Source organism: Acetobacterium fimetarium, assembly GCF_014284475.1.
In the GTDB taxonomy this organism is placed as follows: domain Bacteria; phylum Bacillota; class Clostridia; order Eubacteriales; family Eubacteriaceae; genus Acetobacterium; species Acetobacterium fimetarium.
Genome location: NZ_WJBC01000021.1, coordinates 1 through 24,554 on the forward strand (window position 1 = coordinate 1; position 24,554 = coordinate 24,554).

At 45.3% G+C, this 24,554-nt stretch carries 24 protein-coding genes and 1 riboswitch; of the genes, 5 read left to right on the top strand and 19 right to left on the bottom strand.

Annotation, left to right across the window (positions count from 1 at the left end):
• The 6 genes from hsdR to GH808_RS12135 all read right to left on the bottom strand — a co-directional run.
• Nucleotides 1-1,907: EcoAI/FtnUII family type I restriction enzme subunit R (gene hsdR, locus GH808_RS12110; RefSeq protein ID WP_186843051.1), on the bottom strand; the 1,907-nt coding region annotated here is incomplete at its 3' end.
• A 361-nt stretch (nt 1,908-2,268) separates the two neighbouring features.
• Complete coding sequence (rlmD, locus tag GH808_RS12115; protein WP_186843052.1) at nt 2,269-3,636, bottom strand: 23S rRNA (uracil(1939)-C(5))-methyltransferase RlmD; 1,368 nt, start codon at nt 3,634-3,636, stop codon at nt 2,269-2,271.
• A 136-nt stretch (nt 3,637-3,772) separates the two neighbouring features.
• A complete protein-coding gene (locus GH808_RS12120) occupies nt 3,773-4,165 on the bottom strand; it encodes a metal-dependent transcriptional regulator (protein ID WP_186843053.1) in 393 nt (130 codons plus the stop codon).
• The gene (locus tag GH808_RS12125) at nt 4,137-6,089 is read right to left on the bottom strand and encodes a YgiQ family radical SAM protein (RefSeq protein WP_186843054.1); all 1,953 of its coding nucleotides are present in this window, start codon (nt 6,087-6,089) and stop codon (nt 4,137-4,139) included. Before GH808_RS12125 ends, GH808_RS12120 begins: the two co-directional genes overlap by 29 nt.
• Nucleotides 6,090-6,133: 44 nt before the next feature.
• The gene (gene cobS, locus GH808_RS12130) at nt 6,134-6,907 is read right to left on the bottom strand and encodes an adenosylcobinamide-GDP ribazoletransferase (protein ID WP_186843055.1); all 774 of its coding nucleotides are present in this window, start codon (nt 6,905-6,907) and stop codon (nt 6,134-6,136) included.
• A gap of 201 nt (nt 6,908-7,108) precedes the next feature.
• Complete coding sequence (locus GH808_RS12135; protein ID WP_186843056.1) at nt 7,109-7,384, bottom strand: HPr family phosphocarrier protein; 276 nt, start codon at nt 7,382-7,384, stop codon at nt 7,109-7,111.
• 170 nt (nt 7,385-7,554) lie between these two features.
• Here GH808_RS12135 and GH808_RS12140 point away from each other — a divergent pair, with 170 nt between their 5' ends.
• The 5 genes from GH808_RS12140 to GH808_RS12160 all read left to right on the top strand — a co-directional run bounded on the left by GH808_RS12140 (nt 7,555) and on the right by GH808_RS12160 (nt 12,493).
• Complete coding sequence (locus GH808_RS12140; RefSeq protein ID WP_186843057.1) at nt 7,555-7,773, top strand: DUF1858 domain-containing protein; 219 nt, start codon at nt 7,555-7,557, stop codon at nt 7,771-7,773.
• A gap of 176 nt (nt 7,774-7,949) precedes the next feature.
• Nucleotides 7,950-8,122: riboswitch (Lysine riboswitch) on the top strand.
• An 89-nt stretch (nt 8,123-8,211) separates the two neighbouring features.
• Entirely contained in the window at nt 8,212-9,210 is a 999-nt protein-coding gene (locus GH808_RS12145; protein ID WP_186843058.1) for an aspartate-semialdehyde dehydrogenase, read from the top strand.
• Nucleotides 9,211-9,522: 312 nt separating this feature from the next.
• The gene (gene dapA / locus GH808_RS12150; protein WP_186843059.1) at nt 9,523-10,401 is read left to right on the top strand and encodes a 4-hydroxy-tetrahydrodipicolinate synthase; all 879 of its coding nucleotides are present in this window, start codon (nt 9,523-9,525) and stop codon (nt 10,399-10,401) included.
• A gap of 11 nt (nt 10,402-10,412) precedes the next feature.
• Nucleotides 10,413-11,168, top strand: a complete 756-nt coding sequence (gene dapB, locus GH808_RS12155) for a 4-hydroxy-tetrahydrodipicolinate reductase (RefSeq protein WP_186843060.1) — start codon at nt 10,413-10,415, stop codon at nt 11,166-11,168.
• A 119-nt stretch (nt 11,169-11,287) separates the two neighbouring features.
• Nucleotides 11,288-12,493, top strand: a complete 1,206-nt coding sequence (locus tag GH808_RS12160; protein ID WP_186843061.1) for an aspartate kinase — start codon at nt 11,288-11,290, stop codon at nt 12,491-12,493.
• Nucleotides 12,494-12,790: 297 nt separating this feature from the next.
• Here GH808_RS12160 and phoU (GH808_RS12165) read toward each other — a convergent pair whose 3' ends face one another.
• From phoU (GH808_RS12165) to GH808_RS12225, 13 genes are all read right to left on the bottom strand, one after another.
• On the bottom strand, nt 12,791-13,483 hold the full coding sequence (phoU, locus tag GH808_RS12165) for a phosphate signaling complex protein PhoU (protein WP_186843062.1): 693 nt from the start codon (nt 13,481-13,483) through the stop codon (nt 12,791-12,793).
• A gap of 15 nt (nt 13,484-13,498) precedes the next feature.
• Complete coding sequence (pstB, locus tag GH808_RS12170) at nt 13,499-14,257, bottom strand: phosphate ABC transporter ATP-binding protein PstB (protein WP_186843063.1); 759 nt, start codon at nt 14,255-14,257, stop codon at nt 13,499-13,501.
• Nucleotides 14,258-14,265: 8 nt separating this feature from the next.
• Nucleotides 14,266-15,471, bottom strand: a complete 1,206-nt coding sequence (gene pstA, locus GH808_RS15695; protein WP_338000875.1) for a phosphate ABC transporter permease PstA — start codon at nt 15,469-15,471, stop codon at nt 14,266-14,268.
• A gap of 1 nt (nt 15,472) precedes the next feature.
• Nucleotides 15,473-16,372: a phosphate ABC transporter permease subunit PstC gene (gene pstC / locus GH808_RS12180; protein ID WP_186843064.1), complete on the bottom strand. Its 900-nt coding sequence runs from the start codon at nt 16,370-16,372 to the stop codon at nt 15,473-15,475.
• Nucleotides 16,373-16,457: 85 nt separating this feature from the next.
• Nucleotides 16,458-17,297 (bottom strand): phosphate ABC transporter substrate-binding protein, encoded by an 840-nt coding sequence (locus GH808_RS12185; RefSeq protein WP_186843065.1) that lies wholly within the window; start codon nt 17,295-17,297, stop codon nt 16,458-16,460.
• A 269-nt stretch (nt 17,298-17,566) separates the two neighbouring features.
• Complete coding sequence (phoU, locus tag GH808_RS12190) at nt 17,567-18,271, bottom strand: phosphate signaling complex protein PhoU (protein ID WP_186843066.1); 705 nt, start codon at nt 18,269-18,271, stop codon at nt 17,567-17,569.
• Between the two features lie 15 nt (nt 18,272-18,286).
• On the bottom strand, nt 18,287-19,045 hold the full coding sequence (gene pstB, locus GH808_RS12195; RefSeq protein ID WP_186843067.1) for a phosphate ABC transporter ATP-binding protein PstB: 759 nt from the start codon (nt 19,043-19,045) through the stop codon (nt 18,287-18,289).
• Nucleotides 19,046-19,053: 8 nt separating this feature from the next.
• The gene (gene pstA / locus GH808_RS15700; RefSeq protein WP_186843068.1) at nt 19,054-20,259 is read right to left on the bottom strand and encodes a phosphate ABC transporter permease PstA; all 1,206 of its coding nucleotides are present in this window, start codon (nt 20,257-20,259) and stop codon (nt 19,054-19,056) included.
• A 1-nt stretch (nt 20,260) separates the two neighbouring features.
• Nucleotides 20,261-20,698 (bottom strand): ABC transporter permease, encoded by a 438-nt coding sequence (locus GH808_RS12205; RefSeq protein ID WP_186843069.1) that lies wholly within the window; start codon nt 20,696-20,698, stop codon nt 20,261-20,263.
• A 96-nt stretch (nt 20,699-20,794) separates the two neighbouring features.
• Nucleotides 20,795-21,628, bottom strand: a complete 834-nt coding sequence (locus tag GH808_RS12210; protein ID WP_186843070.1) for a phosphate ABC transporter substrate-binding protein — start codon at nt 21,626-21,628, stop codon at nt 20,795-20,797.
• 90 nt (nt 21,629-21,718) lie between these two features.
• Nucleotides 21,719-22,261, bottom strand: coding sequence for an HD domain-containing protein (locus GH808_RS12215; RefSeq protein WP_186843071.1), 543 nt, complete (start codon nt 22,259-22,261; stop codon nt 21,719-21,721).
• Nucleotides 22,262-22,278: 17 nt separating this feature from the next.
• Complete coding sequence (locus GH808_RS12220; RefSeq protein WP_186843072.1) at nt 22,279-22,845, bottom strand: NUDIX hydrolase; 567 nt, start codon at nt 22,843-22,845, stop codon at nt 22,279-22,281.
• A gap of 190 nt (nt 22,846-23,035) precedes the next feature.
• Nucleotides 23,036-24,526 (bottom strand): DEAD/DEAH box helicase, encoded by a 1,491-nt coding sequence (locus GH808_RS12225; RefSeq protein WP_186843073.1) that lies wholly within the window; start codon nt 24,524-24,526, stop codon nt 23,036-23,038.
• Nucleotides 24,527-24,554 lie beyond the last annotated feature (28 nt).

Here is a 24,554-nt window from a genome sequence, read left to right on the forward strand (position 1 = left end):
AGGCTTTCGGTAATCAGTTTCCCGTCTTTATCGACATACTGAATCCGTTCTGAAAGAACCTTAACAACAACATCGCCGACATAATATTTTCGCGGCTTGTCGTCACCGTCATCATTAAAGGGCGGCGTATCGCCGGTGCTGTAGCCGGCCGGATCTTCTTTGAACCCATCGTTGCCGGCATCTTGTCCAGAATCATATTCAGTTTCATCTTCAGTTCCCGGATCATCGACGGGATCATCCGGACCGAGGTCAATGACCACTTCCGGTTCGCCATCAAAGGCCGGATCCGCAAATAGTCGGCTGGCATTACGGAAGTCCATGATGCTAAAGTAGGTCTTGCCATAGTCTTCTAAAAGGCGTGTGCCCCTACCGATGATCTGCTTAAATTCGGTCATGCTGTTGATGTTGTTTTCCAGCACGATCAGTTTACACATTTTAGCATCGACACCGGTGGTCATCAGTTTGCTGGTGATGGCGATGACCGGATAGGTACTTTCTTCATCGATGAAATTCTCCAGCTGGGCCTTGCCGATATCATTGTCCCCGGTAATGCGCATAATATAGCGGTCATTTTGGGCGTATAAATCTTTATTTTCATTGATTAGTGCCTGGCGCATTCGTTCGGCGTGTTCAATGTCCACACAAAATACGATCGTCTTGCTGAAGCGGTCTGTTTTTTTGAGAAATTCTGTGATTTTCGATGCCACCACACGGGTACGGTCATCAATAACTAATTTCCGGTCAAAATCTTTGGCATTGTATTCCCGGTCTTCAATCTCATAGCCATGCTTATCCACTTTGCCGGCTTCTGGCCGATAGCCTTCAAGGTCACGATCCAGACCAATGCGGATCACTTTATAAGGGGCCAGGAAACCATCATCAATGCCTTGTTTGAGGGAGTATTCATAAATCGGCTCGCCAAAATAAGTGGAGCTCGATGCTTCTTTTGTTTCAATGGGTGTGGCAGTACAGCCGACATGGGTAGCTGATGAAAAGTAGTCCAGTATCTTGCGCCACGCGGATTCTTCTTTGGCGCTGCCGCGATGGCACTCATCAATCACGATCAGGTCAAAGAAGTTCGGCTTGAACTGCAAAAAAGCCTCTTCGCCGTCATCGCCGGCCAGCTGCTGATAAAGGGCCAGATAGATTTCATAGGAGCTGTCCAGGTTTCTATTTTGCACCTTGGTCATTTTTCCACCAAAGGGTTTGAAATCCCCAGAAATGGTCTGGTCAATCAGGACATTCCGATCTGCCAGGAAAAGAATTTTTTTCTTAAGACCAGACTTCCATAAACGGTAAATAATCTGAAAAGTCATATAGGTCTTCCCAGTTCCGGTGGCACTGACCACCAGTATCCGATCTCGCCCCTTGGCCACGGCATCGACGGTTCGGTTGATCGCGACCCGCTGGTAGTATCTGGGGGTTTTGTAATTCGGGATATAGTAATAGGGCTCCAGCATGACTTTTTCTTCTGCCATGCTGATGCCTTTATCGATTCGATAACGCTTGTATAAGTCCTCCGGTGACGGAAACGCTGCTAAGGCAAGCTGGCTGACTTCACCCGTGATTAAATTCTGTTCCACAAAACCATCGCCGTTGGATGCATAGACATAATCAATATCTAAGGCTTTGGCATAGTCAATCGCCTGCTGCAGTCCAGCACCGACGGCATGATTATTGTCCTTGGCTTCGACAATGGCTAATGGAAAATTGTTCTTGTAAAATAGAACATAATCCGCCCGTTTCTGTTTGCCCCTGGCCGTGATATTGCCACGCAGGATAATCCTACCGGCGGTAAAGGCATACTCTAGCCGCACTTGCTTTTTAATATCCCATCCAGCGTTAGTAATCGCTGGTGTTATGTATCGGGCTTTGATATCTTCTTCTGACAATTGTCTTTTCCCCATGAATTTCTTCCTTTCCAAGGATGCAAAATATCGTTATGAATAGTATAACATAGCGCTAAACGAAACAGGCAGAAAAACTTACATTATTGTTAGGTTTTCATATGAGAGAAGATTATTTTAAAAATAAACACCAAACACAAAAAGCCACCTCATCACAAGGTGGCCGTTATTGTATCAAAATCTATCTTCTTATTTGTAAAATCAATGCTGTCTACACAACCTATCTAAAAATAATCCCGTCAACTCAACCTGGTAATTGATATTTTCTCAATTATCTATATTTAAAGGGATTCTGGCAGATTGGTTATATCCAAAAATCTTTAAACTCCGTAATTACCTGTGTTTCAGGCTTTACAGCGGTTTACTTCTCAACTCGTGACATCAATACTACCGTCTCAACGTGGCCAGTTCCCGGAAAAAGATCCACTGGCTGCACTTTTTTAACCGCATAGCCCAATTCTTTCATTATTTTCAGGTCTCTGGCTAAAGTTGACGGATTGCAGGATACATAAATGACGGTTGCTGTTTTCAACTCACTGATGGCATTAAGCAGTGTTTCTTCACAGCCTTTTCGCGGCGGGTCAAGAATGATCAGATCCGGTTTGATCTTCTCTTCTTTGGTAATGCGCACCATTTCCTCTTCGGCTCTGCCCTGATAAAAAGTCGCATTATCAAGCTGATTCAATCCAGCATTTTCTCTGGCATCCAGCACGGCATCGTTGACGCTTTCAATCCCGATGACCGCTTTTGCTTCCTTGGCTAAATAGAGACCGATGGTTCCGGTTCCGCAGTAGAGATCGAAAACCGTTTCTGTTCCTTTTAACGCGGCCATTTCCTTAATTTGGTCATAGAGTTTCACCGTCTGTTTGGAGTTCACCTGGAAGAAAGAGTTCGGTGAGATGGAAAAAATCCGGTCGCCGATTTTTTCAACGATTCGCGCTGCGCCATAAACGCAAATGCTCTTCTTGCCCAGAATGACATTGCTCTTTTCCCGATTGATGTTGACATAAATACTTTTCACATTGGGAACACCCTTGCGAAGCGCTTCGACAATGGCATCTCGCTGGCTCAGATCTTTGCCATTGACGACGATCGTGATCATGTTTTCGCCCTCAAGATTCGTCCGCTGCAGAACGCCGCGCACATATCCTTTTTGCGTTTTTTCGTCATAAATGCTGAGATTCAAGTCTTTAATAATGCTGTTCATTGTTTTAATGACATCGGCCGCACTTTCCGGCTGATTCAGACAGTCATCAATATGAACGAGGTTATGTGTATTTTTGGCATAGAAGCCCATCCCCTTCTGATCAACTTTGAATTGCGCCTTGTTTCGATAACGACACGGTTCCTCCATGCCGATGATCGGTTCAACGGCGAGGTCTTTCAGTCCGCCGATGCGCTCCAGGGCATCTTTCACCATTTTTGATTTTGCCCACAACTGTCCTTCATAGCTCATATGCAACAGCTGACAGCCACCGCACTTGCCAAAGTACTGGCATTCGGGTTCTACTCGCTCAGGCGAACTCTCGTTAATGGTTAAAAGCCGGCCTTGCGCATAGGTCTTCTTGACGGTTTTAATTTCGACTTCCGCCACATCGCCGGGAAGGGTTCCTTCCACAAAGACGATCATGTTTTCCAGTCGTCCGACGCCTTCACCACTGTGGGTAATATCGATGATCTCCACAGTATATTTTTCTCCAACTTTTATCGGTTTGTTATTTTCGTTCATTTTTACATCCTTTTTTTTTTATTTTTTTAGAACTTATTTACCCGAAATACGCAATCATACTCAGGTTCAAAAAAGGAGCTGTTGCAAAAAATTGAAATTCAATCAGAGTTTTGCAACAGCCTCTTTTGTTTCTTCTTTACTGTCCATTTGGATTTGCGTTTTTTAAAAACAGTTTTATTTTTTCAAAGGTTTCATCACTGATGATATGCTCGATACCGCAGGCATCCTTTTGAGCATTTTCGATCGATACATCCAAGGTTCGTACCAGAAAATCCGCAATGAGCCGATGTTTTTCGTAAACCTCAATCGCCAGTTTTTCACCAGATGCTGTAAGAAAAATCTGTCCGTAACGTTCCTGTTCAACATGCCCTAACGTTTTTAGCTTGCGCACGGCATCATTTGCACTGGCTTTGCTCACGTTCAGTTTTGCCGCAACATCTGTGATGCGCACCCCTTTGCCATTCTTTTTATCTTCCAGGTAGATGGCTTCAATATAATCCTCAATGGATTCGGTTAGTTTTTTTTCCATATTTACCTCTGTTTTTTTCGCCGTTTTGGGGACTTTTGAATTTTTTTGTTTTGGATTGCGTGTCTTTCGGTTTGGTTTGTTTTGCCTGACCAACCGTTTTTTCCGGAATCAGGGTCTTTTTGCCGGCTCCGATCAAGTCTTCCCGATGCGCTTTTGTTAACGCCTCATGAACAAGCAGATAATTTTCCCGCTTGTTATACTGCACCAGCGCTCTTTGCATGTGCTTTTCCCGGCCTTTGGGAATATAAACTTCATCCATCGTCAGTGGATTCATTCCGGTGTAATACATCGTCGTTGCAATGCTGCCGGGGGTTGGATAAAAATCCTGAACCTGTTCCGGAACAAAGCCCATATCCCGGATATACTCAGCCAATTTGATCGCATCATTTAAGGTGCACCCGGGATGTCCGGTAATAAAATAAGGCAGCACATATTGCTGTTTCCCGGCGCGATCGTTGTATTTTTTGAAATCCTTGACAAAGGATTCGTAGACTTTAAACGACGGTTTTCCCATATAATCCAGCACTTTTTCCGAGACGTGTTCCGGCGCTACCCGCAGCTGTCCGCTGACATGATGTTCCACCAGCTCCTGTAAAAACGCCTTGTCTTTATCCAAAGCCAAATAGTCGTAGCGTATTCCTGATCGGATAAACACCTTTTTGATGCCCGGCAGTTTTCTGACCGCCCGCAATGTTTCCAGATAGGGCCGATGACTACTGTCGATCTTTTTACAGGGTTCCGGAAACAGGCATTCTCTGTTTTTGCAATACCCGTGCGTTTCCTGTTTTTTGCAGGCTTTATGACTGAAATTGGCTGTCGGTCCGCCAATATCATGAATGTAGCCTTTAAAATCCGGATCCTTAATCATCCGCTTAGCTTCTCTGACAATGGATTCTCTGCTGCGCATCTGCACGTATTTTCCCTGATGGATAGCCAGCGCACAAAAACGGCAATTGCCATAACAACCGCGATTGGCCGTAATGCTGAATTTCACTTCTTCCAAACCTGGTACACCGCCTTTTTCATCATAGGCAGGATGCCAGGTATAGGTAAAGGGCAGATCATACAGATCATCAAACTCCGTCTGGCTCAGCGGCATTTGAGCCGGGTTCTGGCAAAGATACCGGTTGCCGCTTTTCTGCAGATATCTTTTTTCGTCATAGGCGTTATTGCAGTGGTAGATAAGGGCGGACGCTTTTGCATATAAAAGCTTATCGGCGCTCACTTCTTCAACTGACGGCAGCATCACAGCCTCTTCCCGATCCGGTTCTTTGAGAATCGCTGCGGTTCCTTTGATATAGGTCAGTTCCGCCACCGGAATGCCGGCGGCCAAGCCTTCGGCAATTTCAACAATGGCCTTTTCGCCCATCCCATAAACCAGTAGATCGGCTCTGGAATCAAACAGGATCGGGCGTCTTACCTTGTCCTGCCAATAATCATAATGAGCAAACCGTCTGAGACTGGCTTCAATTCCACCGATAATCAAAGGCACATCGCCAAAAATCTCTCTGATTTTACCACAATAGACGATGGTTGCCCGATCCGGTCGCAGACCTGCCGCTCCTCCTGGTGAATAGGCATCTTCCCGACGTCTTTTTTTATTCACCGTAAAGTGGTTGACCATGGAATCAAGGTTTCCGCCAGTCACCAGAAATCCGAGCCGTGGTGCTCCCAGTTTCTTGAAGTCCTGATCGCCGCGCCAGTCTGGCTGGGCAATAATTCCCACTTTAAATCCATTGGACTGAAGCATCCGCCCAATAATGGCGGCGCCAAAAGAGGGATGATCCACGTAGGCATCGCCGCTGACAAGAATGAAATCACATTGCGCAATACCCTGTGCCTTCATTTCGGCTTTTGACATTGGCAGAAAATCCCTGCTCGTGTCATGTTTTTGTTCACTTAATGGAACTGTTTTGTTTTTCATTCAATTCCTTTCTAAAAAATTTCGATTATTCACTTTGTCTTCCCTTAAAAAAGACCTCCGAAAAGAGAAAAATACAGTGGAAAATTGATGATCATGATACTGTAGATAATCATGAAAAATGTCTGATTCAACTCGATCGTCATTCCGATTGTATCGCCGGTCATGCCGCCGATTCGGTGCTGCAGGTTTTTCATCAGCACGAACGCGGGTATAAAGGTGACGATGGATGCCACCAGCCCGGGAAGTCCTAATGCCAGCGTCGCCAGCACCAGCAAAGCGATCAGATAAATAACAAAATGATGCGGCTTGGTCATCTCAACGATGCTTTTTCCCAATCCGCCGCCGCCTGGAGCATAGGTTGAAAAACAGGTCGACATGGTGGAAGCCACCCGGCCGAAGACGGGAATGATCAGAAGCGCTGCGCTGTATTCCGGTAAAATGATGGTGTAACACATCCAGTTTGTTAAGAGCAGTAAAATTAAACCGATTGCTCCGAAGGAGCCTAAACGGCTGTCCTTCATAATTTCCATCATTTTATCGTGATCTCTGGCACTGAACAAGGCATCGGTCGTATCGGCAAATCCATCCAGGTGAAGTCCTCCGGTTAACCAGATATAGGCAATGATCATCAACAGCGCCTGCAGTTGAACAAAATGGATAAGAGAAAACAAAATTGAAACGCCATATAATATTAAACCAATAAACAGTCCGACAACAGGGAGTAATATCATGCAGTCGTAGAATTCTTCGTTGGTTACGTCTTTTAGTTTAATTGGGATTCGGGTAAAAAATGAAATAGCTATTAAAATTTTTCGCATTTTAGTCTCCAATTGATGAAATTTAGTCAGTCTGCAGAGAAATTGCCAGCAAGTACCGACTACCGATTAATAATTAGTCGGTACCGGTGGTTTGTCACCACCCTGATCTTTGTTTATTTTTATCACAAACACAAAAATAAAAGCATGAACTTTCATTCATACTTTATTTCCGAAATTATTCTCATTTTCGATTTTTATTTATTAAACTTCATCGACAAAATCAAATTTATTTTCAATCAATAGTTTTAATTGCTCAACGGCTCTTTTCTCATCATCACCAGTTGCCTCGATTTGTATCTCATCGCCTTTTTGTACCGCCAGAATCATAACGCCCATAATACTCTTGGCATTTACACGTGTTGACTCTTTCTTGATATAGATTTCACTTTTAAAATCATTGGCTCTTTGAACAAATAGAGAGGCCGGTTTTGCATGGAGTCCTGCCTTATTCGCAACAATTACTTTATCAACTATCACAATAATCCACCCCTTTACTATAAAATTCCCCTATGCTAATATTATAACGCGACTAATCAAAATTAGCAAGTAGGCTGACTTTTATTTCTTTTTTCTTGTAAAATCTTTTTTTAAGTTTTATAATGTATCATAAGTATGTTGAAAAAGACACTTTTCGGAGGTGAAGAAAAATGAAAGTAACAAAAGATATGGGCATTCTAGATGCTGTTAATGCATATCCGGATTCAGTAAACGTATTTCAGGCTTATGGTATGCACTGCTTTGGTTGCATGGCGGCACGGTTTGAAAATATTGAAGCAGGTGCGATTGCACATGGTATCGATCCCGACACTTTAATTAAATCAATTAACGATGCGATTGACGCGATTGACCTGACCAAAGAAAACTAGGATTAGAATAATATTTATTCCGTATGTTCAAACTTGCTGCATCCGATGATATTATTCACAATTGATTGAACGACATTTTAAAGCAGCGTGTTTATTGATAAAATAATCACGCTGTCTTTTTTTAAATTTACACTTGTAATTATTACATTTAATTGTTACAATGGTCAAAACTTAATATTAACGATAGAGGCGCGATCTTTATGATTACTCACGTCAACCATGGCCAATGGGATGAAACGTGATGAAAGGAAAGCTCGCCGAAGGATTTTGATTCGCCACCAAATTCCTGGGCTTACTGTTAAGAACAGTGAGACTGTCATCATTCAACTGATGGAGTGCTATCTAAAAAACAATTAAATCTCGTCTGAGACTTTTTCTTTGAATTTTAGCTGGTATCCTTATACTGGCTTTTTTTAATTTCAAAACTATGGAGGAATTATGAAATCTTATAATGTTGCTGTTGTTGGCGCCACTGGTATGGTTGGCCGAAAAATGCTTGAAGTTCTGGCAGAATTGAAATTCCCGATTAAAAATCTTTACCCGATGGCTTCAAAACGTTCCGCAGGAAAAGAAATCATCTTTAACGGAAAACCCTATCCGGTTCAGGAGCTTACCGATGAAGCTTTTGACCAGGATATCGATATCGCGCTTTTCTCGGCTGGCGGCGGTACCAGCGAACGTTTTTCACCGGTCGCGGCTTCAAAAGGTGTCATTGTTATTGATAACAGCAGCGCTTTCCGAATGGATCCCACGGTTCCTTTAGTTGTTCCCGAAGTCAATCCGGAAGATCTGGACTGGCACAAGAACATTATCGCCAACCCGAATTGTTCAACCATTCAGGCGATGGTGCCGTTAAAACCGCTGCTGGACGCTTTCGGAATCGAACGAATCGTCTATTCCACCTATCAGGCTGTTTCCGGCTCCGGCGTCAAAGGTTACGCGGATCTTGAAAACGGTCTGAAAGGCGCCGAAAATGAATTCTACCCGCACCAGATTGCCGGCAATTGTTTGCCGCATATTGATTCTTTTCTGGAAAATGGGTATACCAAAGAAGAAATGAAGATGGTTAATGAATCCCGAAAAATTCTTCATGACGATACGATCCGCATCACTGCCACCACGGTGCGCGTACCTGTTTTCTACAGCCACAGCGAAAGCATCAATGTTGAACTTAAAAAACCGTTTGAGCTGGCCAAAGTAAGAGATTTGTTTGAGCATTTTCCAGGTCTTGTTGTGATGGACGATCCGGAAAACAATGTTTATCCGCTGGCAAGAATCGCCGAAAACAGAAATGAAGTTTTTGTCGGACGCATTCGCCGGGATTTCAGCCTGGAAAATGGCCTGAACCTGTGGGTCGTTGCTGATAATATCCGTAAAGGTGCTGCCACCAATGCGGTTCAGATCGCTTTTGAGCTGGTTAAACGCGGCTTGATCTAGACTCGTAAATCAAGTGCCGTTGGCTTTGCTACCGCTATACAGCAAACAGTTTCTACACTGTACGGCGGACAGGCTACCGCCTGTTCGCCTACACGTTACGAAACTGTTTCTGAATACCGGCATCAAAGCAATATATGTTCTACTCTCAAAATAACAATTATTTATAACACTAACCCAGTACCGACAATTGTTACATCATGTTGTCCGCATCAGAGCGGACACGGCATCGCCTGTCCGATTCCGTAGCGAACAACAGATTAACAATTGGTCGGTACGATATCTCACATTAAACCACAAACAAAGGAGAAACAAATGAGTGTTTTTACTGGAAGTTGTGTTGCCCTGGCAACACCATTCAAAGATAACAAAATTGATTTTGACCGCTTTCATCAACTGATTGACTGGCAGATTGAAAACAAAACCGATGCCTTGTTGATTGCCGGCACCACCGGTGAGACTTCGACCTTGACGGATGATGAACATCTGGAACTGCTGCGCGATGCCGGAAAATACATCAATGGCCGGGTGCCCTACATTGCCGGTACCGGCAGCAATGATACCGCCTATTCCGTCTGGCTTTCCAAGGAAGCCGAAAAAGCTGGCGCAGACGCCTGCCTGATCATCAATCCTTACTACAATAAATCTACCCAAAGAGGTATTATTGCCCATATTTCGGCGATTGCCAAGGCCATTACCATTCCGGTCATCATCTATAATGTGCCCAGCCGTACCGGCATGAACATTACCGTCAATACCATCAAGGAACTCAGCAAAATTCCAAATGTGGCGGCGGTTAAAGAAGCCAGCGGCGATATCAGCCAGATCACCGAAATTGCCCGCGTCTGCGGCGATGATCTTGATATTTACAGCGGTAATGACGATCAGACACTGCCGATCATGGCTGTTGGCGGCAAAGGCATTATTTCCGTTTCTGCCAACATTATTCCACGGGATATGCACGATTTATGCGCGGCCTTCTTTGCCGGCGATCTCAAAAAAGCCCGCGAACTTCAGTTTAAAACAAACTTGGTCAATTTGGCGATGTTCTATGAAACCAACCCAATCCCGGTCAAAACGGCCATGGGCCTGATGGGACTCGACAGCGGCGAAATGCGTCTGCCGCTTGTTGAAATGGAAGAAGCCAATAAAGAAAAACTGATTACCGATTTAAAAGCCTACGGACTGCTCTAGGAGGTGCTGAGATGACAAAAATTTTACTCACCGGCGTTTCCGGCGCCATGGGCTGCATGCTGCAACAGGTTATTGCGGCAATCCCCGATTGTGAAGTCGTGGCTGGCTTTGACCAAAAGGAAAACGATGCTCTGGCCTTTCCCGTTTATACTGATCTGGCAAACTGCCAAGAAAAAGTGGATGTGATCATTGACTTTTCCCACTTCAAAGCTTTTCCTGGAATCTTTGCTTACGCCAAGGCCAATAAGCTGCCCATCGTCATCGCCACCACCGGTCTGTCTCAGGAGGATTTAAGCGCCATTGATGCAGGTTCAAAAGAAATTCCGATTTTCAAGACCGCCAACATGTCACTGGGTATCAACCTGCTTGCCAAAGCCCTGATGGAAATGGCCGGGAAACTGGAAAGTGGCTTCGACATTGAAATTATTGAAAAACACCATAACAAAAAAATCGATGCCCCCAGCGGTACCGCTTTGCTCCTGGCCGATGCCGTCAATGACGGACTGGCACAGAAAAAAGACTATACATTCGGACGACATGGCCGAGACTGCAAACGCACTGAAAATGAAATGGGCATCCACGCCATTCGCGGCGGCACCATCGCCGGTGAACACACCGTTATTTTTGCCGGCAATGATGAAATCATTGAAGTCAAGCATACCGCACTTTCAAAAAAGGTCTTTGCTGAAGGCGCCGTCAAAGCCGCTTTATACCTTGTTGACAAGAAACCGGGACTTTACGACATGTCCATGGTTGTCAGCGATTAACCACACCATTTAGGTATTTGCAAAACGCTGGTGAGCTTCGCTGCCGGTTTGCGCAATCAAAGCAATTTCAGTTTGTATTTCGCAATTGCCTGACCAATTAGATTAAGAAAGGAATTCCTATGAATATTGTTGTTCAGAAATACGGCGGAACCTCAGTCGGTTCCGTTGAACGTATTAAGAACGTTGCAAAACGAATTATTGAAAAGAAAAAAGGCGGTTGTCAAATTGTCGTCGTTGTCTCTGCCATGGGAAAATCGACGGATGATTTAGTGAAACTGGCCTATGATATCAATCCCAATCCATCAAAGCGTGAAATGGATCGACTCCTGTCAACCGGCGAACAAGTTTCCATCTCGCTGTTATCGATGGCCCTGCAGTCGATGGGCCATGATGCGATTTCCTTCACCGGCCCCCAGGTCGGCATTCGCACCAGCGGCCGTCACACCAAATCGAGAATCGAAGGCATCGATACGACCAAAATTCTCGATGCGCTCAATGACAACAAGATTGTGATCGTGGCCGGTTTTCAGGGTGTCAACGAAAACGACGATATCACGACGCTAGGACGCGGCGGTTCGGACACCAGCGCCGTCGCTCTCGCCTGTGTTCTGGACGCGCCCTGTGAAATCTATACTGATGTTGAGGGCATCTACGGCGTCGATCCCCGGCTTTACCCGCCTGCCAAAAAGCTCGATACCGTCAATTACGAAGAAATGCTGGAAATGGCCAGTCTGGGTGCCGGCGTCATGCATCCCCGGGCCATCGAACTCGGCAGCAAATACAATACTAAAATCGTGGTCGCGTCCAGCATGCTGGACGTTCCTGGAACAATCATTAAAAAAGGAGAACATAACATGGAAGGACAATCCATCACTGGCCTGGCAATCGACAATGACGAAATAATGATCACAATTCGTAATATTCCTTTTGACCTGAATATTACCTCTCAATTCTTCAGCAACCTCGCGAAAAAGAGTATCAACATTGACATGATCAGTCAAAGTGCTCCCATCGACGGTTTGATCAACATCTCATTTACCGCGCCGGTTTCTGATCTGGCGGAAGCCAGAGAAGCGCTGTCCGCTTTTGAACAGAAGCATCCCGGCATCGCTATTTTAATCAACGAAAACATCTCGAAACTGTCGGTCGTTGGCGTGGGTATGCGGAGTCAGTCTGGCGTTGCCGCTAAATTTTTTCAACTCCTCGCTGACAATGATATCCAGATGCTGATGATTACCACCTCAGAAATCCGGATCAGCTGCATCATCAAGTCAAAAGACCGCGACATTGCAGTGACCGAAACATCAAAAGCTTTTGATCTTTAAAATTGCCGCAAACCCGTACCGACCAATTGTTAATCAGTTGTCTGCTGCACCATGCGAAATCCGCTTTGCTCCTTTCGCATTGGTCGCGGGCAGTCGCCAACTACAAGCTCACTTGTGATTGGCTCATTGCATGCGCGCAAGATCGGACACTCTCCGAGATGTCCGCCTTGATGCAAACAACACGATGTAACAATTGTCGGTACTCCGTTTGTACTTTATACATTTCTCAATTACCCAAATATGCAAAAAAATAGAAGGAGCCAGGAAAATTTTCCTGGCTCCTTTTTATTTCCGGTTTTATTCTAATCCTAAAGTCTGATTGATCGTCTCGTCATCGAGGTCATTGAAGTCGATGTAGTTTCCGGTGACGATATAGAAGACGGTCTCAAAAATATTGGTGGCGTGATCGCCGATCCGTTCAAGGTAGCCGCCAATAAGACAGAAAACGGTGCCCTGGTGAATATTGTTTGCATCTTCCATCATATAATTCATGCATTCATGATTGATCGCTTCGTTGATGTCATCAATCTGGTTTTCCAGATCCACAACATCCCGCAAGCGGCTGATGTCTTCATTGATGAAAGCCTGAATTGAAAGTTTGAGCAATTTCTTGGCCAACTCACATTCCAGGGGAATGTCAATCAAGGGCTTCATATAAATTTCGTCTGCAAGCTCAATCACGCGTTTGGAAATATTGACCGCCAAATCCGCAATCCGTTCCAGATTTGTGATGATCTTATAAGTTGAAGCCAGTCGTCTCAGATCCGTGGCCACGGGGCCTTGGGTGGCAATCACCTTGCTGACCACCAGCTGCAGTTCGATTTCCTTGGCATCAACCAGATCATCCCGGTCAATCACTGTTTTGGCTAATTCCACATCCTTCGTGTTCAGGGCAAAGACGGAATCCGACAACATTTTTTCAGTCATCGTGGACATTAACAAAATTTCATCTTTTATCATTTTCAATTCTTTATTGTATTCTGTTCGCATAGCGTGCCTCCTTTATCAACCAAATCGTCCGGTAATATAGTCTTCTGTTCGTTTATCCGCCGGGTTTGTAAAAATCACTGGCGTTTCGCCATACTCCACCACTTCCCCCATCAGAAAGAAAGCGGTTTTATCTGATATTCGACCGGCCTGCTGCATCGAATGAGTGACAATGATGATCGTATAGTCTTTTTTGAGTTTAGACATCAGGTCTTCAATTTTTGCCGTGGCGATGGGGTCCAGTGCGGAGGTGGGTTCATCCATCAGAATGACCTCCGGCTGCATGGCAATGGTTCGGGCAATGCAAAGACGCTGCTGCTGACCCCCGGAAAGACCCAAAGCCGACTTATTCAGTCGATCCTTTACTTCTTCCCACAGAGCCGCCTTGATCAGACTTTCTTTGACAAGTTTATCCAGTTGTGTTTTGTCTTTTAAGCCCTGGCATTTTGGTCCGTAGGCGATGTTTTCATAAATACTCATCGGAAACGGGTTGGGTTTCTGAAAAACCATTCCCACCCGTGTGCGCAGATTGATGACATCGATATCGCCATTGATGTCCTGTCCGTCAAACAGAATCTCGCCCTCGATCCTGACCGATTCAATCAGATCATTCATCCGATTCAGGCAACGTAAAAAGGTTGACTTGCCGCAGCCCGATGGTCCGATGAAGGCGGTGACTTCCTTTTCGCAGATTTCCAGATTAATTGACTTGAGCGCCTGAAAATCGCCATAAAACAAGTCAAGATTTTTTGTGTTAAACTTAATTTTTTTGTCCATGCTACTCCTCATTTTTTATTGAAGACATCCAGCTTGTCTGACATGATCCGAGACAAGATATTCAGTACAATCACAATCACAATAATGACAATTCCAATCGCACAGGCCAGTTCGATGTTTCCTTCCTCTTTCGCCACATAATAGGCCTGAACTGTCAGGGTACTGCCGGGAGAAAGAAGCGTTCCCGGAATCTGGGCAACGGTTCCGGCCGTCAAAAGCAGTGCCGCCGACTCACCGACCACACGGCCGATGCTCAACAGCACCGCCGTGGCAATGCCGGGCACGGCGCAGGGCAGCACCACTTTGAAGATCGTCTGCAGCTTTGTCGCCCCAAGGGCCAGCGAGCCTTCGCGGAAGGACGTCGGCACTGTTTTCAGTGCCTCTTCGGTACTCCTGATGATAACCGGCAACAGGATGATCGCCACCGTCAAACTCCCGGACAGCAGTGATATCTGAAGTTTCAGAGCCACTACGAAGAATGCCATGCCAAACAGTCCGAAGATGATCGACGGAATCCCCGACAGACACTCCGCGGCAAAACGAATGGTATTGACAAATCTTCCCGGTTTTGCGTATTCGGTCAGATAGATCGCACCAAAAATTCCCAGCGGGATGGCGATCACCAGTGACAGCAGCACCATATAAAGCGTTGTGATGATATTGGATTTCACCCCGCCGCCCGGCTGAACCACTTTGATTTTCAGCTCGTCAGACTGATTCTTAATCAGCGCGGCAGCTTCATCCAGTGACAATCCTTCAAAATCTGTTCCATTGATACTTTGTATTACATAATCAGTTCCAATCCGCATTTCCTTACCAGTGGAATCCGCGGCATTTGTCAGCGGCGAATTTTTTTCAATGTATGAAATGACAAGCTGCTCATGTTCTGTGGCATTATTTTTATAAGTCACTTTAGCAATTGCCGCACCGATGTTGTCAACGTAGATTGGGCCCTCAATTAAGGACTCGTAGCGGTCATCAAAGGGGGTTTTTTGTTTCAGAGCCTCTTCATCGATGCTCATTGAGACATCTTCATTCTGAACAAAAGCATAAAATACTTTCTCGTTGAAATCACGTGTCAGAAAGTCAAAATTGACCAGGCCAATGCCCTTGACAAAGATAAAACCGACAATAAATATCAGCACGCTTAATGTAATGCCGGTTGCCAGATAGATGATGCCTTTGGCAAAATTGTCTTTTACTTTTCGTCCCATGTTAATTACCTACCTTTGTTTTGACAATTCTGTTCACGGCGAAATTGATGATCATGATGAAGACAAAAAGCACCACTCCGGTGGAATACAGCAGCTCCTGATGAACCCCGGAAGCATAGCCCATTTCAAGCGCGATATTGGTCGTCAGCGGTCGGATCTGGCTGAAAAGACTGGTCGGAATTCCGGCAATCGGATTTCCGCAGACCAGCATCACCGCCATGGTTTCGCCGATCGCGCGGCCGATTCCTAAAATCACCCCGGTCATGATTCCCGATTTAGCCGCCGGCAGTACAACTCTGAAGATCGTCTGAATTTTTGATGCCCCCAGCGCATAGGATCCCTCACGGTATTCTTTGGGCACGGCACTCAGCGACGTTTCGGAAATACTGACTACTGTCGGCAAAATCATGATCGCCAGCACAAATACCGTTGCCAGCAGCGATTCGCCCTGAGCCATCGGTGAAATTTTAAGGACATAAGGAACGATGATGCCCAGTCCAAACACGCCATACAATACCGAGGGAATGCCAGCCAGCAGCTCAACGGCAAAACGAATGACTTTGCCAGCCCGTGAACCAGCCATCTCCGCAATAAACACCGCTGTCAGAATGGCCACCGGCACACCGATTAGAATGGCTCCGAAGGTTGCCAAAACCGATCCGACAATCATATAGAAGATGCCATACATATTTGAACCCGGCCGCCATTCCACCCCGGTTAAAAAGCTCCACAGCGAGTAACTGTTGGAAACAAAAGGTGCTAATCCGTTGTAGAACACAAAAAATGTGATCGCCAGCAGGCTGATCACCGCTACACAGGCACACAGCAGGAAGATGTTTTCAATTATTCTTTCTCTTAATTTCTTACGTTTGATCGCTTCCAAAAAAAGCTCCTTTTCCATGCCCCTGGTTCTATTGCAAACCGCGTGGCATATTTCTCAAAACTCAGCCTCCCTTAAAGGGAGGCTGCGCTTGATTTTCTTATAACTATTTTGATACGGTTATTCCGCCTTCTTTGGTGACAATTTTCTGACCATCTTCACTCATCAGGAAATCAATGAACGCTTGTGTTGCCGGGTCTGTTTTCTTTTCATCATAGAAGATTAAAAATGGTCTGGATAAGGTATAGGTCTTATTGAGCACATTATCAACCGTCGCTTTAACACCATTAACATTAACTGCTGTAACGGTTTTATCAACAAATGTCAGGGATACATATCCGATCGCATTGGCGTTGCCGGCAACCGTTGTCTGAACATTGCCATTACCTTCTTTAATGGTTGCATCTGCTTTTAATTTCTCAGCAAATCCCAGCAGTTCTTCGGTTGCGCTTCTGGTACCGGAACCATCTTCACGGGATACAACGACAATCGGTGCATCTGCTCCGCCAACTTCACTCCAGTTGGTAATTTCTCCGGTGAAAATCTTTGTCAACTGCTCTTTTGTAAGATTTGTCACGGTATTGGCAGGGTTTACGATTAATGCAATCCCATCATATGCAAAGGTCGCTACTTTTAGTCCCGGTTGTTCTTCTGTTTTTAAATCTCGTGATGAACAGCCAAAGGAATAGGTGTCCGCTGCCGCCCCCTTGATCCCGTCGGAAGAACCGGTACCGCTGTAGGTAAATTTAGCATCCGGATTTAACGCCGTAAACTCTGAACCCGCCGCATCGATGATCTTCTGAACCGATGTTGAACCGCCACCATTAATTTCTCCAGACACCGCCGCTTTTAAAGCCGTCTTGTCAGAAGAGCTGCAACCTGCGAAAGCCAGCACTGATGCACCAACCAACAACGACACTAAAACTTTTTTAAAACTTTTTGACATTTCATTCTCCTTTAGAATTCTTAATTTTCATTTTCTGCATGATTATCGTACCAAAAAAGAATCTGTAGAAGGTTTTGGCGAGGTAAAGAGTATGTTAAGACAATGTTAAATAAGGATCAGCTTCCCCGCTTTTTCTTCAGTTTCACAAACTCTTTCCAAAAAAAGCCAATAGAAAAGCCCGGGAATTTTCCCGGGCTGAAACAGCAGATAACGTACTAATACCATACCGACAATGATCACAACCGATTACTGTTGGTCGGTACGGGGAGCTAATTTTCGGCGTTTAATTTCTCCACCGTTTGATTAATCATCGCTTCATCAAGATCGTTAAAATCGATGTAGTTGCCGGTTACAATATAGAAGACCGTCTCAAAAATATTGGTGGCATGATCCCCCATTCGTTCAAGATCACTTCCGATCAGACAGAACACTGTACCCTGATGAATATTTTTCGGATCTTCCATCATGTATGACATGCAGTCATGATGAATGGTCTCGTTGATCGTATCAATTCGGTCTTCCAGCTCCACTACCTCTCTTAATCGGCTGATATCCTCATCAATAAAGGCCTGAATTGAGAGTTTGAGCAATTTCTCGGTCAATTCACATTCCAGAGGAATGTCAATCAAGGGCTTCATATAAATCTCTTCTGAAATTTCGATGACACGCTGACAGATATTCACCGCCAAATCCGCAATCCTTTCCAGATTCGTGATGATCTTATAAGTCGAAGCCAATCGTCTCAGATCCGTGGCCACGGGGCCTTGGGTCGCGATCACCTGACTGACGATGAGTTGCAGCTCAATTTCCTTGGCATCAACCAGATCATCCCGCTCAATCACTGTTTTGGCTAATTCAATATCTTTTGAATTGAGCGCCAATACTGAATCTGACAGCATTTTTTCAGTCACCGTGGACATCAGCAGAATTTCATCTTTAATCATTTTTAATTCTTTGTTGTATTCTATTCGCATAGCATGCCTCCTTTATCAACCAAATCGTCCGGTAATGTAGTCCTCTGTCCGTTTATCTGCCGGGTTTGTAAATATGAGTGGAGTTTCGTTAAATTCTACCACTTCTCCCATCAGAAAGAAAGCGGTTTTATCTGAAATTCGGCCGGCCTGCTGCATCGAATGGGTGACGATGATGATCGTATAGTCTTTTTTCAGTTTAAACATCAGATCCTCGATTTTTGCCGTGGCGATGGGATCCAATGCGGAGGTGGGTTCATCCATCAGAATGACCTCCGGCTGCATGGCAATGGTTCTGGCAATACAAAGACGCTGCTGCTGACCCCCGGAAAGACCCAGCGCCGACTTATTCAGTCGATTCTTTACTTCTTCCCACAGGGCCGCCTTCGTTAGGCTTTCCTGAACGATCGTATCAAGTTTTGTTTTATCCTTCAAGCCCTGGCATTTTGGTCCGTAGGCGATGTTTTCATAAATACTCATCGGAAACGGGTTGGGTTTCTGAAAAACCATTCCCACCCGTGTGCGCAGATTGATGACATCGATATCGCCATTGATGTCCTGTCCGTCAAACAGAATCTCACCATTAATCCTTACCGATTCAATCAGATCATTCATCCGATTCAGGCAACGTAAAAAGGTTGACTTGCCGCAGCCCGATGGTCCGATAAAGGCGGTAACTTCCTTTTCGTAGATATTCAGATTAATTGACTTGAGTGCCTGAAAATCGCCGTAAAACAAGTCAAGATTTTTTGCATCAAATTTTATTTTTTTATCCATGCCATTCCTCATTTTTTATTGAAAACATCCAGCTTGTCAGAGGCAAACCGGGACAGTACATTCAGCACAATCACAATCACAATAATGACAATTCCAATCGCACAGGCCAGTTCGATGTTTCCTTCCTCTTTCGCCACATAATAGGCCTGAACCGTCAGGGTACTGCCGGGAGAAAGAAACGTTCCCGGAATCTGGGCAACGGTTCCGGCCGTCAGCAGCAGTGCCGCTGACTCACCGACCACACGGCCGATGCTCAACAGCACCGCTGTGGCAATGCCGGGCACGGCACAGGGCAGCACCACTTTGAAGATCGTCTGCAGCTTTGTCGCCCCCAGGGCCAGTGAGCCTTCCCGGAAGGACGTCGGCACCGTTTTCAGCGCCTCTTCCGTACTCCTGATGATAACCGGCAACAGGATGATCGCCACCGTCAAACTCCCGGACAGCAGTGATATCTGGAATTTCAACGCCACTACGAAGAAGGCCATGCCAAACAGTCCGAAGATGATGGACGGAATCCCCGACAGACACTCCGCGGCAAAACGAATGGTATTGACAAATTTTCCCGGTTTTGCGTATTCGGTCAGATAGATCGCACCAAAAATCCCCAGCGGGATGGCGATCACCAGTGACAGCAGCACCATATAAAGCGTTGTGATGATATTGGATTTCACCCCGCCGCCCGGCTGAACCACTTTAATTTTCAGCTCGCCGGATTCGTTGTCAATTTGAGCTGCCGCCTCCTGTAAAGTCAGATTTTTCAAATTGATCCCGTTGATACGCTTAATGATATCGTCCGTTTTAATATCCACGTTTTTCCCTGTTGAGTCTTTTGCATTGAGCAGGGGCGAATTTTTTTCGATATAGGCTATCACAAACTGCTCTTTTTCCGTGTAGTTATTCCTGTACTGAACTTTTGCAATTGCTGCTCCGATGCTTTTTATGTAGATCGGCCCGTCTATTAACGATTCATATCGTGCATCATACGGGTTCTCTTTTTTCAGGTTGTCAGCGTCGATGCTCATTGGCACCTCTGCCGCCTGGACAAAGACATAACTCACCGTTTCATTGTAGTCGCGGGTTAAGAATTTCCAATTCACCAGACCAATACCTTTGACGAAGATAAAACCGACAATAAAAAGCAGCACGCTTAATGTAATGCCAGTTGCCAGATAGATAATGCCTTTAGCTAACGTATCTTTTACTTTTCGGCCCATGTTAACGCCCTACCTTTGCTTTGACAATTCTGTTCACAATCAAATTGATGATCATGATGAAGACAAAAAGCACCACTCCGGTGGAATACAGCAGCTCCACGGCGAAACGAATGACTTTGCCGGCTTGTGAACCAGCCATCTCCGCAATAAACACCGCTGTCAGAATGGCCACCGGCACTCCGATCACAATGGCTCCGAAAGTTGCCAAAACCGATCCGACAATCATATAGAAGATGCCATACAGATTTGATCCCGGCCGCCATTCGACCCCGGTTAAAAAGCTCCACAGCGAGTAACTGTTAGAAACAAAAGGTGCTAATCCGTTGTAGAACACAAAAAATGTGATCGCCAGCAGGCTGATTACCGCTACACAGGCACAAATCAGAAAAAAGTTTTCAATAATTCTTTCTCTTAATTTCTTGCGTTTGATCGCTTCCAAAGAATTCTGCTTTCATTCTGCAGATTCAATAGGCAAATATGAACTTTTAAAGCTCGAACAGAACTTGCTTTGCGGTCCGTTAATGCAGCCAGAATTTTACAATACGGTTATTCCCCCTTCTTCTGTCACAATATCCTGACCATCTGGCCCCATCAGAAAATCAAGAAAAGAAAGTGTCGCATTGTCAATCTTATTTTTGTCATAGACCACAATGAAAGGCCTGGATAAGGCATAGGTCTTGCTGCGGACATTTTCAACGGTCGCTGCCACACCATCAACCCGGATCGTCTTGACCGATTTGTTGACGAAAGTCAGCGACACATATCCGATCGCATTGGGATTGCCGGCAACGGTTGTCTGAACATTGCCATTGCCTTCCTTGATGGTGGCACTGCCTTTGAGTTTTTCTGTGAATCCCACCAGTTCTTCGGTAGCGGTTCTGGTCCCGGAACCATCTTCCCGCGATACAACCACAATCGGTGCATCGACTCCGCCGACTTCACTCCAGTTGGTATACTCGCCAGTATATATTTTGGCCAGCTGATTTTTGGTCAGGTCAGTAACGGTATTGGCCGGATTAACGATCATTGCAATGCCGTCATACGCAAACACAAGCTCCGTTAAATTAACTTTTTCTTCCGCTTTCAAATCCCGTGATGAGCACCCAAAGGAATAGGTGCCGACCGTCGCCCCTTTAATCCCGTCGGAAGAACCGGTGCCGCTGTAGGTAAACTCAACGTCCGGATTCAATGCCGTATACTCCGAACCCACCGCATCGATAATCTTCTGCACGGATGTTGACCCGCCGCCGTTGATTTCGCCGGCATCCGCCGATGACGTTGCTGCGCCTGATGAACCGCATCCCGCAAGACTCATTGCCATTACTGTCATCAGGACTATCATCAGTATGGTTGTTATTCTTTTCTTCATTGATTTCTCCTTGTCATCGCATAAAAAAAAGCAAAGCCGACTTGCAACACACTGTCTCTCTGCTTTTTTTGTTACCCGTTAATTCATTCTTTAATCAAAAATCTCCCGAACCAGCTGATTGAACTCCTGATACATTGGCGAATCAGACAGCGGTTTTAATGACTCCATCACGCCTTTATAATACCAGGCCTGTTTATCTTTTCCACGCACAAAAATGTCCCAAACTTCATCGCCCATTTTTTCGTAGTCTGCCTTGATGCTTCGCAGGTTCGATAATTTATCGGCACAGGCCAGCAGCTGCATCTCGTAGGTGGCTTCGCTGCCGAGAAAATCGATGGTATTCTGTTTGCGTTTTTCCCACGGCAGCGTTTTGTCTTCCGAATCAGAGGCAACCAACGCTGCCACTTCATCACCAAATTCTGCTCGGATGATTTCTAAAGTCGTTTCCGTATCTTCCACGGTATCATGAAGCAGACCGGCACAGATTAACGCTTCGTTGGTTTCGGAATCAACCGATGCCGCCAAAATCTTTGCGACCTCAAACGGATGTGTAATATAAGGCGTTTTCGATCCCTTTCTGAAATAACCCAAGTGGGCATTGGCTGAAAATTCAATGGCTTTTAATACCGACATGGCAATCTCCTTCTTTTTTAAAATGATTGATTCAAGACCCGATCACATATTTTGTCATAAATCACTTGAACATGCGGTTCGCTCACATAATCCGTCAGGTTTTTTATCGGAATCCACATTACCCCGCTGTTTTCATCCGGTTTTGATCGAACTGGTTCCTCTTCTGAAGCCTTGAGAACATAGGCAACTGACAAATGCAGATGCGTAGAAACCGGTTTATTATTCTTGATATGGCCGAAAACAGGCAATATATCCAGTGAAACGATTCTATCCGAACACGTTTTAATCTGCTTTATTCCCGTCTCTTCCTGCGCTTCTTTGATGGCGACCGCAAGCAAATCTTCATCGCCGTCGGCATGGCCTCCGGTCCATGACCAGGACTGATAGATATTATGATAAATCATCAGCACTTTATCCATCGTTTCGTTGAAAATCATCGATGAGCTGGTCAGATGGGCAATTTTATTTTCGCGCAGCAACACATTCCCGGGGTTCTTGCTGATAAACAACTGGATCGTTTCTTTATCAGCAGCTTCCAGCGCTGAACCTGGTTTGAAATTGGCGATTGCTTTTTGATAATGCATGCCGAGTCTCCTTTATTTCTGTTTCAGGTCATTGTCCCATTCAAAAGGCGTGAACATAATTAGTATTGCCGTCGGTTTGTGCAACCAATTTGGTAACGTGTAGGCGAACAGTCCAAAGACTGTCCGCCGTACAGTGTACACATTGGTTCGCACAAACCGGCAGCAATACTTACGGCTGTCTTGTAAACGCCTAACAGAACCGGCGAACCGGTCTTTTTCGCTGAACACTGACCGGTTTATCTTCAGCGACCGATACCTTCCGCGGTCGCCCTTTGATATTTTTGGTCTGCAGTTCTTTCAATACCTGTTCACCCTTGTTGTTCAATATTTCCACAAAAGTTGAAACGTCCAGAATCGTAATAACCCCAATGTCCGCTGCCGTCATTCCGTTGATGTTGCACAAGGTTCCAACGATATCGACCGGGCGCATTTTTGTTTTTTTCCCGGCATTGATATGAAGCTTCATAATCTCACTGGTTAAATCATGAGCCTTATCCATTTTCTCTTCCGGTTTCTCCTGAAGTTTTTCAATAAAAGCCGGTCTCAGGCTGTCGATTTCAGGCTGTGTCGGGCATTCTTTTTCGATGATTTCTTTTTCGACATACGCCTCAATCTCAGAAAAATGACGTCCTTCCTTGTACGATACAAGCGTAATGGCTTTTCCTGCTGTTCCCTGGCGACCAGTTCGGCCAATCCGATGCACATAGGTTTCCCTTTCCCATGGCACATCATAATTGATCACGTGCGAGATCTCCTGAACATCGATGCCGCGGGCGGCTACATCGGTCGCAATAAGATAACGAAAGGCGCCTTTTTTAAACCGCTGCATCACCAGCGTCCGTTCATCCTGTTCCATGCCGCCGTGAATTTTTTCGCAGGCTTGATTGTTTTTTCCAAAACTGTTGTAAATGGCGTTCACCCGTTCCTGAGTATTGCAGAAGATAATACAGCTGTCCGGGTTTTCAACTACCAGAACCGCTTTCAGAATATCCAGCTTGTCCGCATTTTCAGTTTTATAGACGCATTGCTCGATGGCATCGGTTCGCTTGGCTTCCGCTTCAATTTCAATCAACTGGGGATTGTTCATATAGTTTTTTGACAAACGCTGAATTTCGGGTTCCAGCGTCGCTGAAAACAGCATCGTCACGCGATTTTTCGGCAGTTCGTCAATGATTTCCTCAACCTGGTCAATAAAACCCATATTGAGCATTTCATCGGCTTCATCGATAATTAAATATTTAATTTCATCGGTGATCAGGTTCCCTCTGTCAATATGGTCCATGACACGACCCGGCGTCCCGACCACGACATGCGTTTTCTGCTTCAGTTCTTTTTCCTGACGCTTGATCGGCGATTTTCCATAAAGGGCGGATACTTTCACCCGTTTGAACCGGCCGATATTAAAAATATCTTCCCGTACCTGCAGCGCCAGTTCACGTGTCGGCGTCAGCACCAGCACCTGGGGCTTATTTTCATCCCAATCCAGCAGCTCGCAGACGGGAATCCCGAAGGCGGCGGTTTTTCCGCTGCCAGTTTGCGCCTTGCACAGGATATCCTTTTGTTCCAGCGCAACGGGAATAACCGCTTTCTGAACTTTTGTCGGACTTGTAAAATTCAGTTTTTCGATGGCTTTCAAGATCTCATCGCCGAGTGGGTAATTATTAAAATTGTTTATTGTCATTCTTTTCTCATTCTTTCCTGTTCTCATT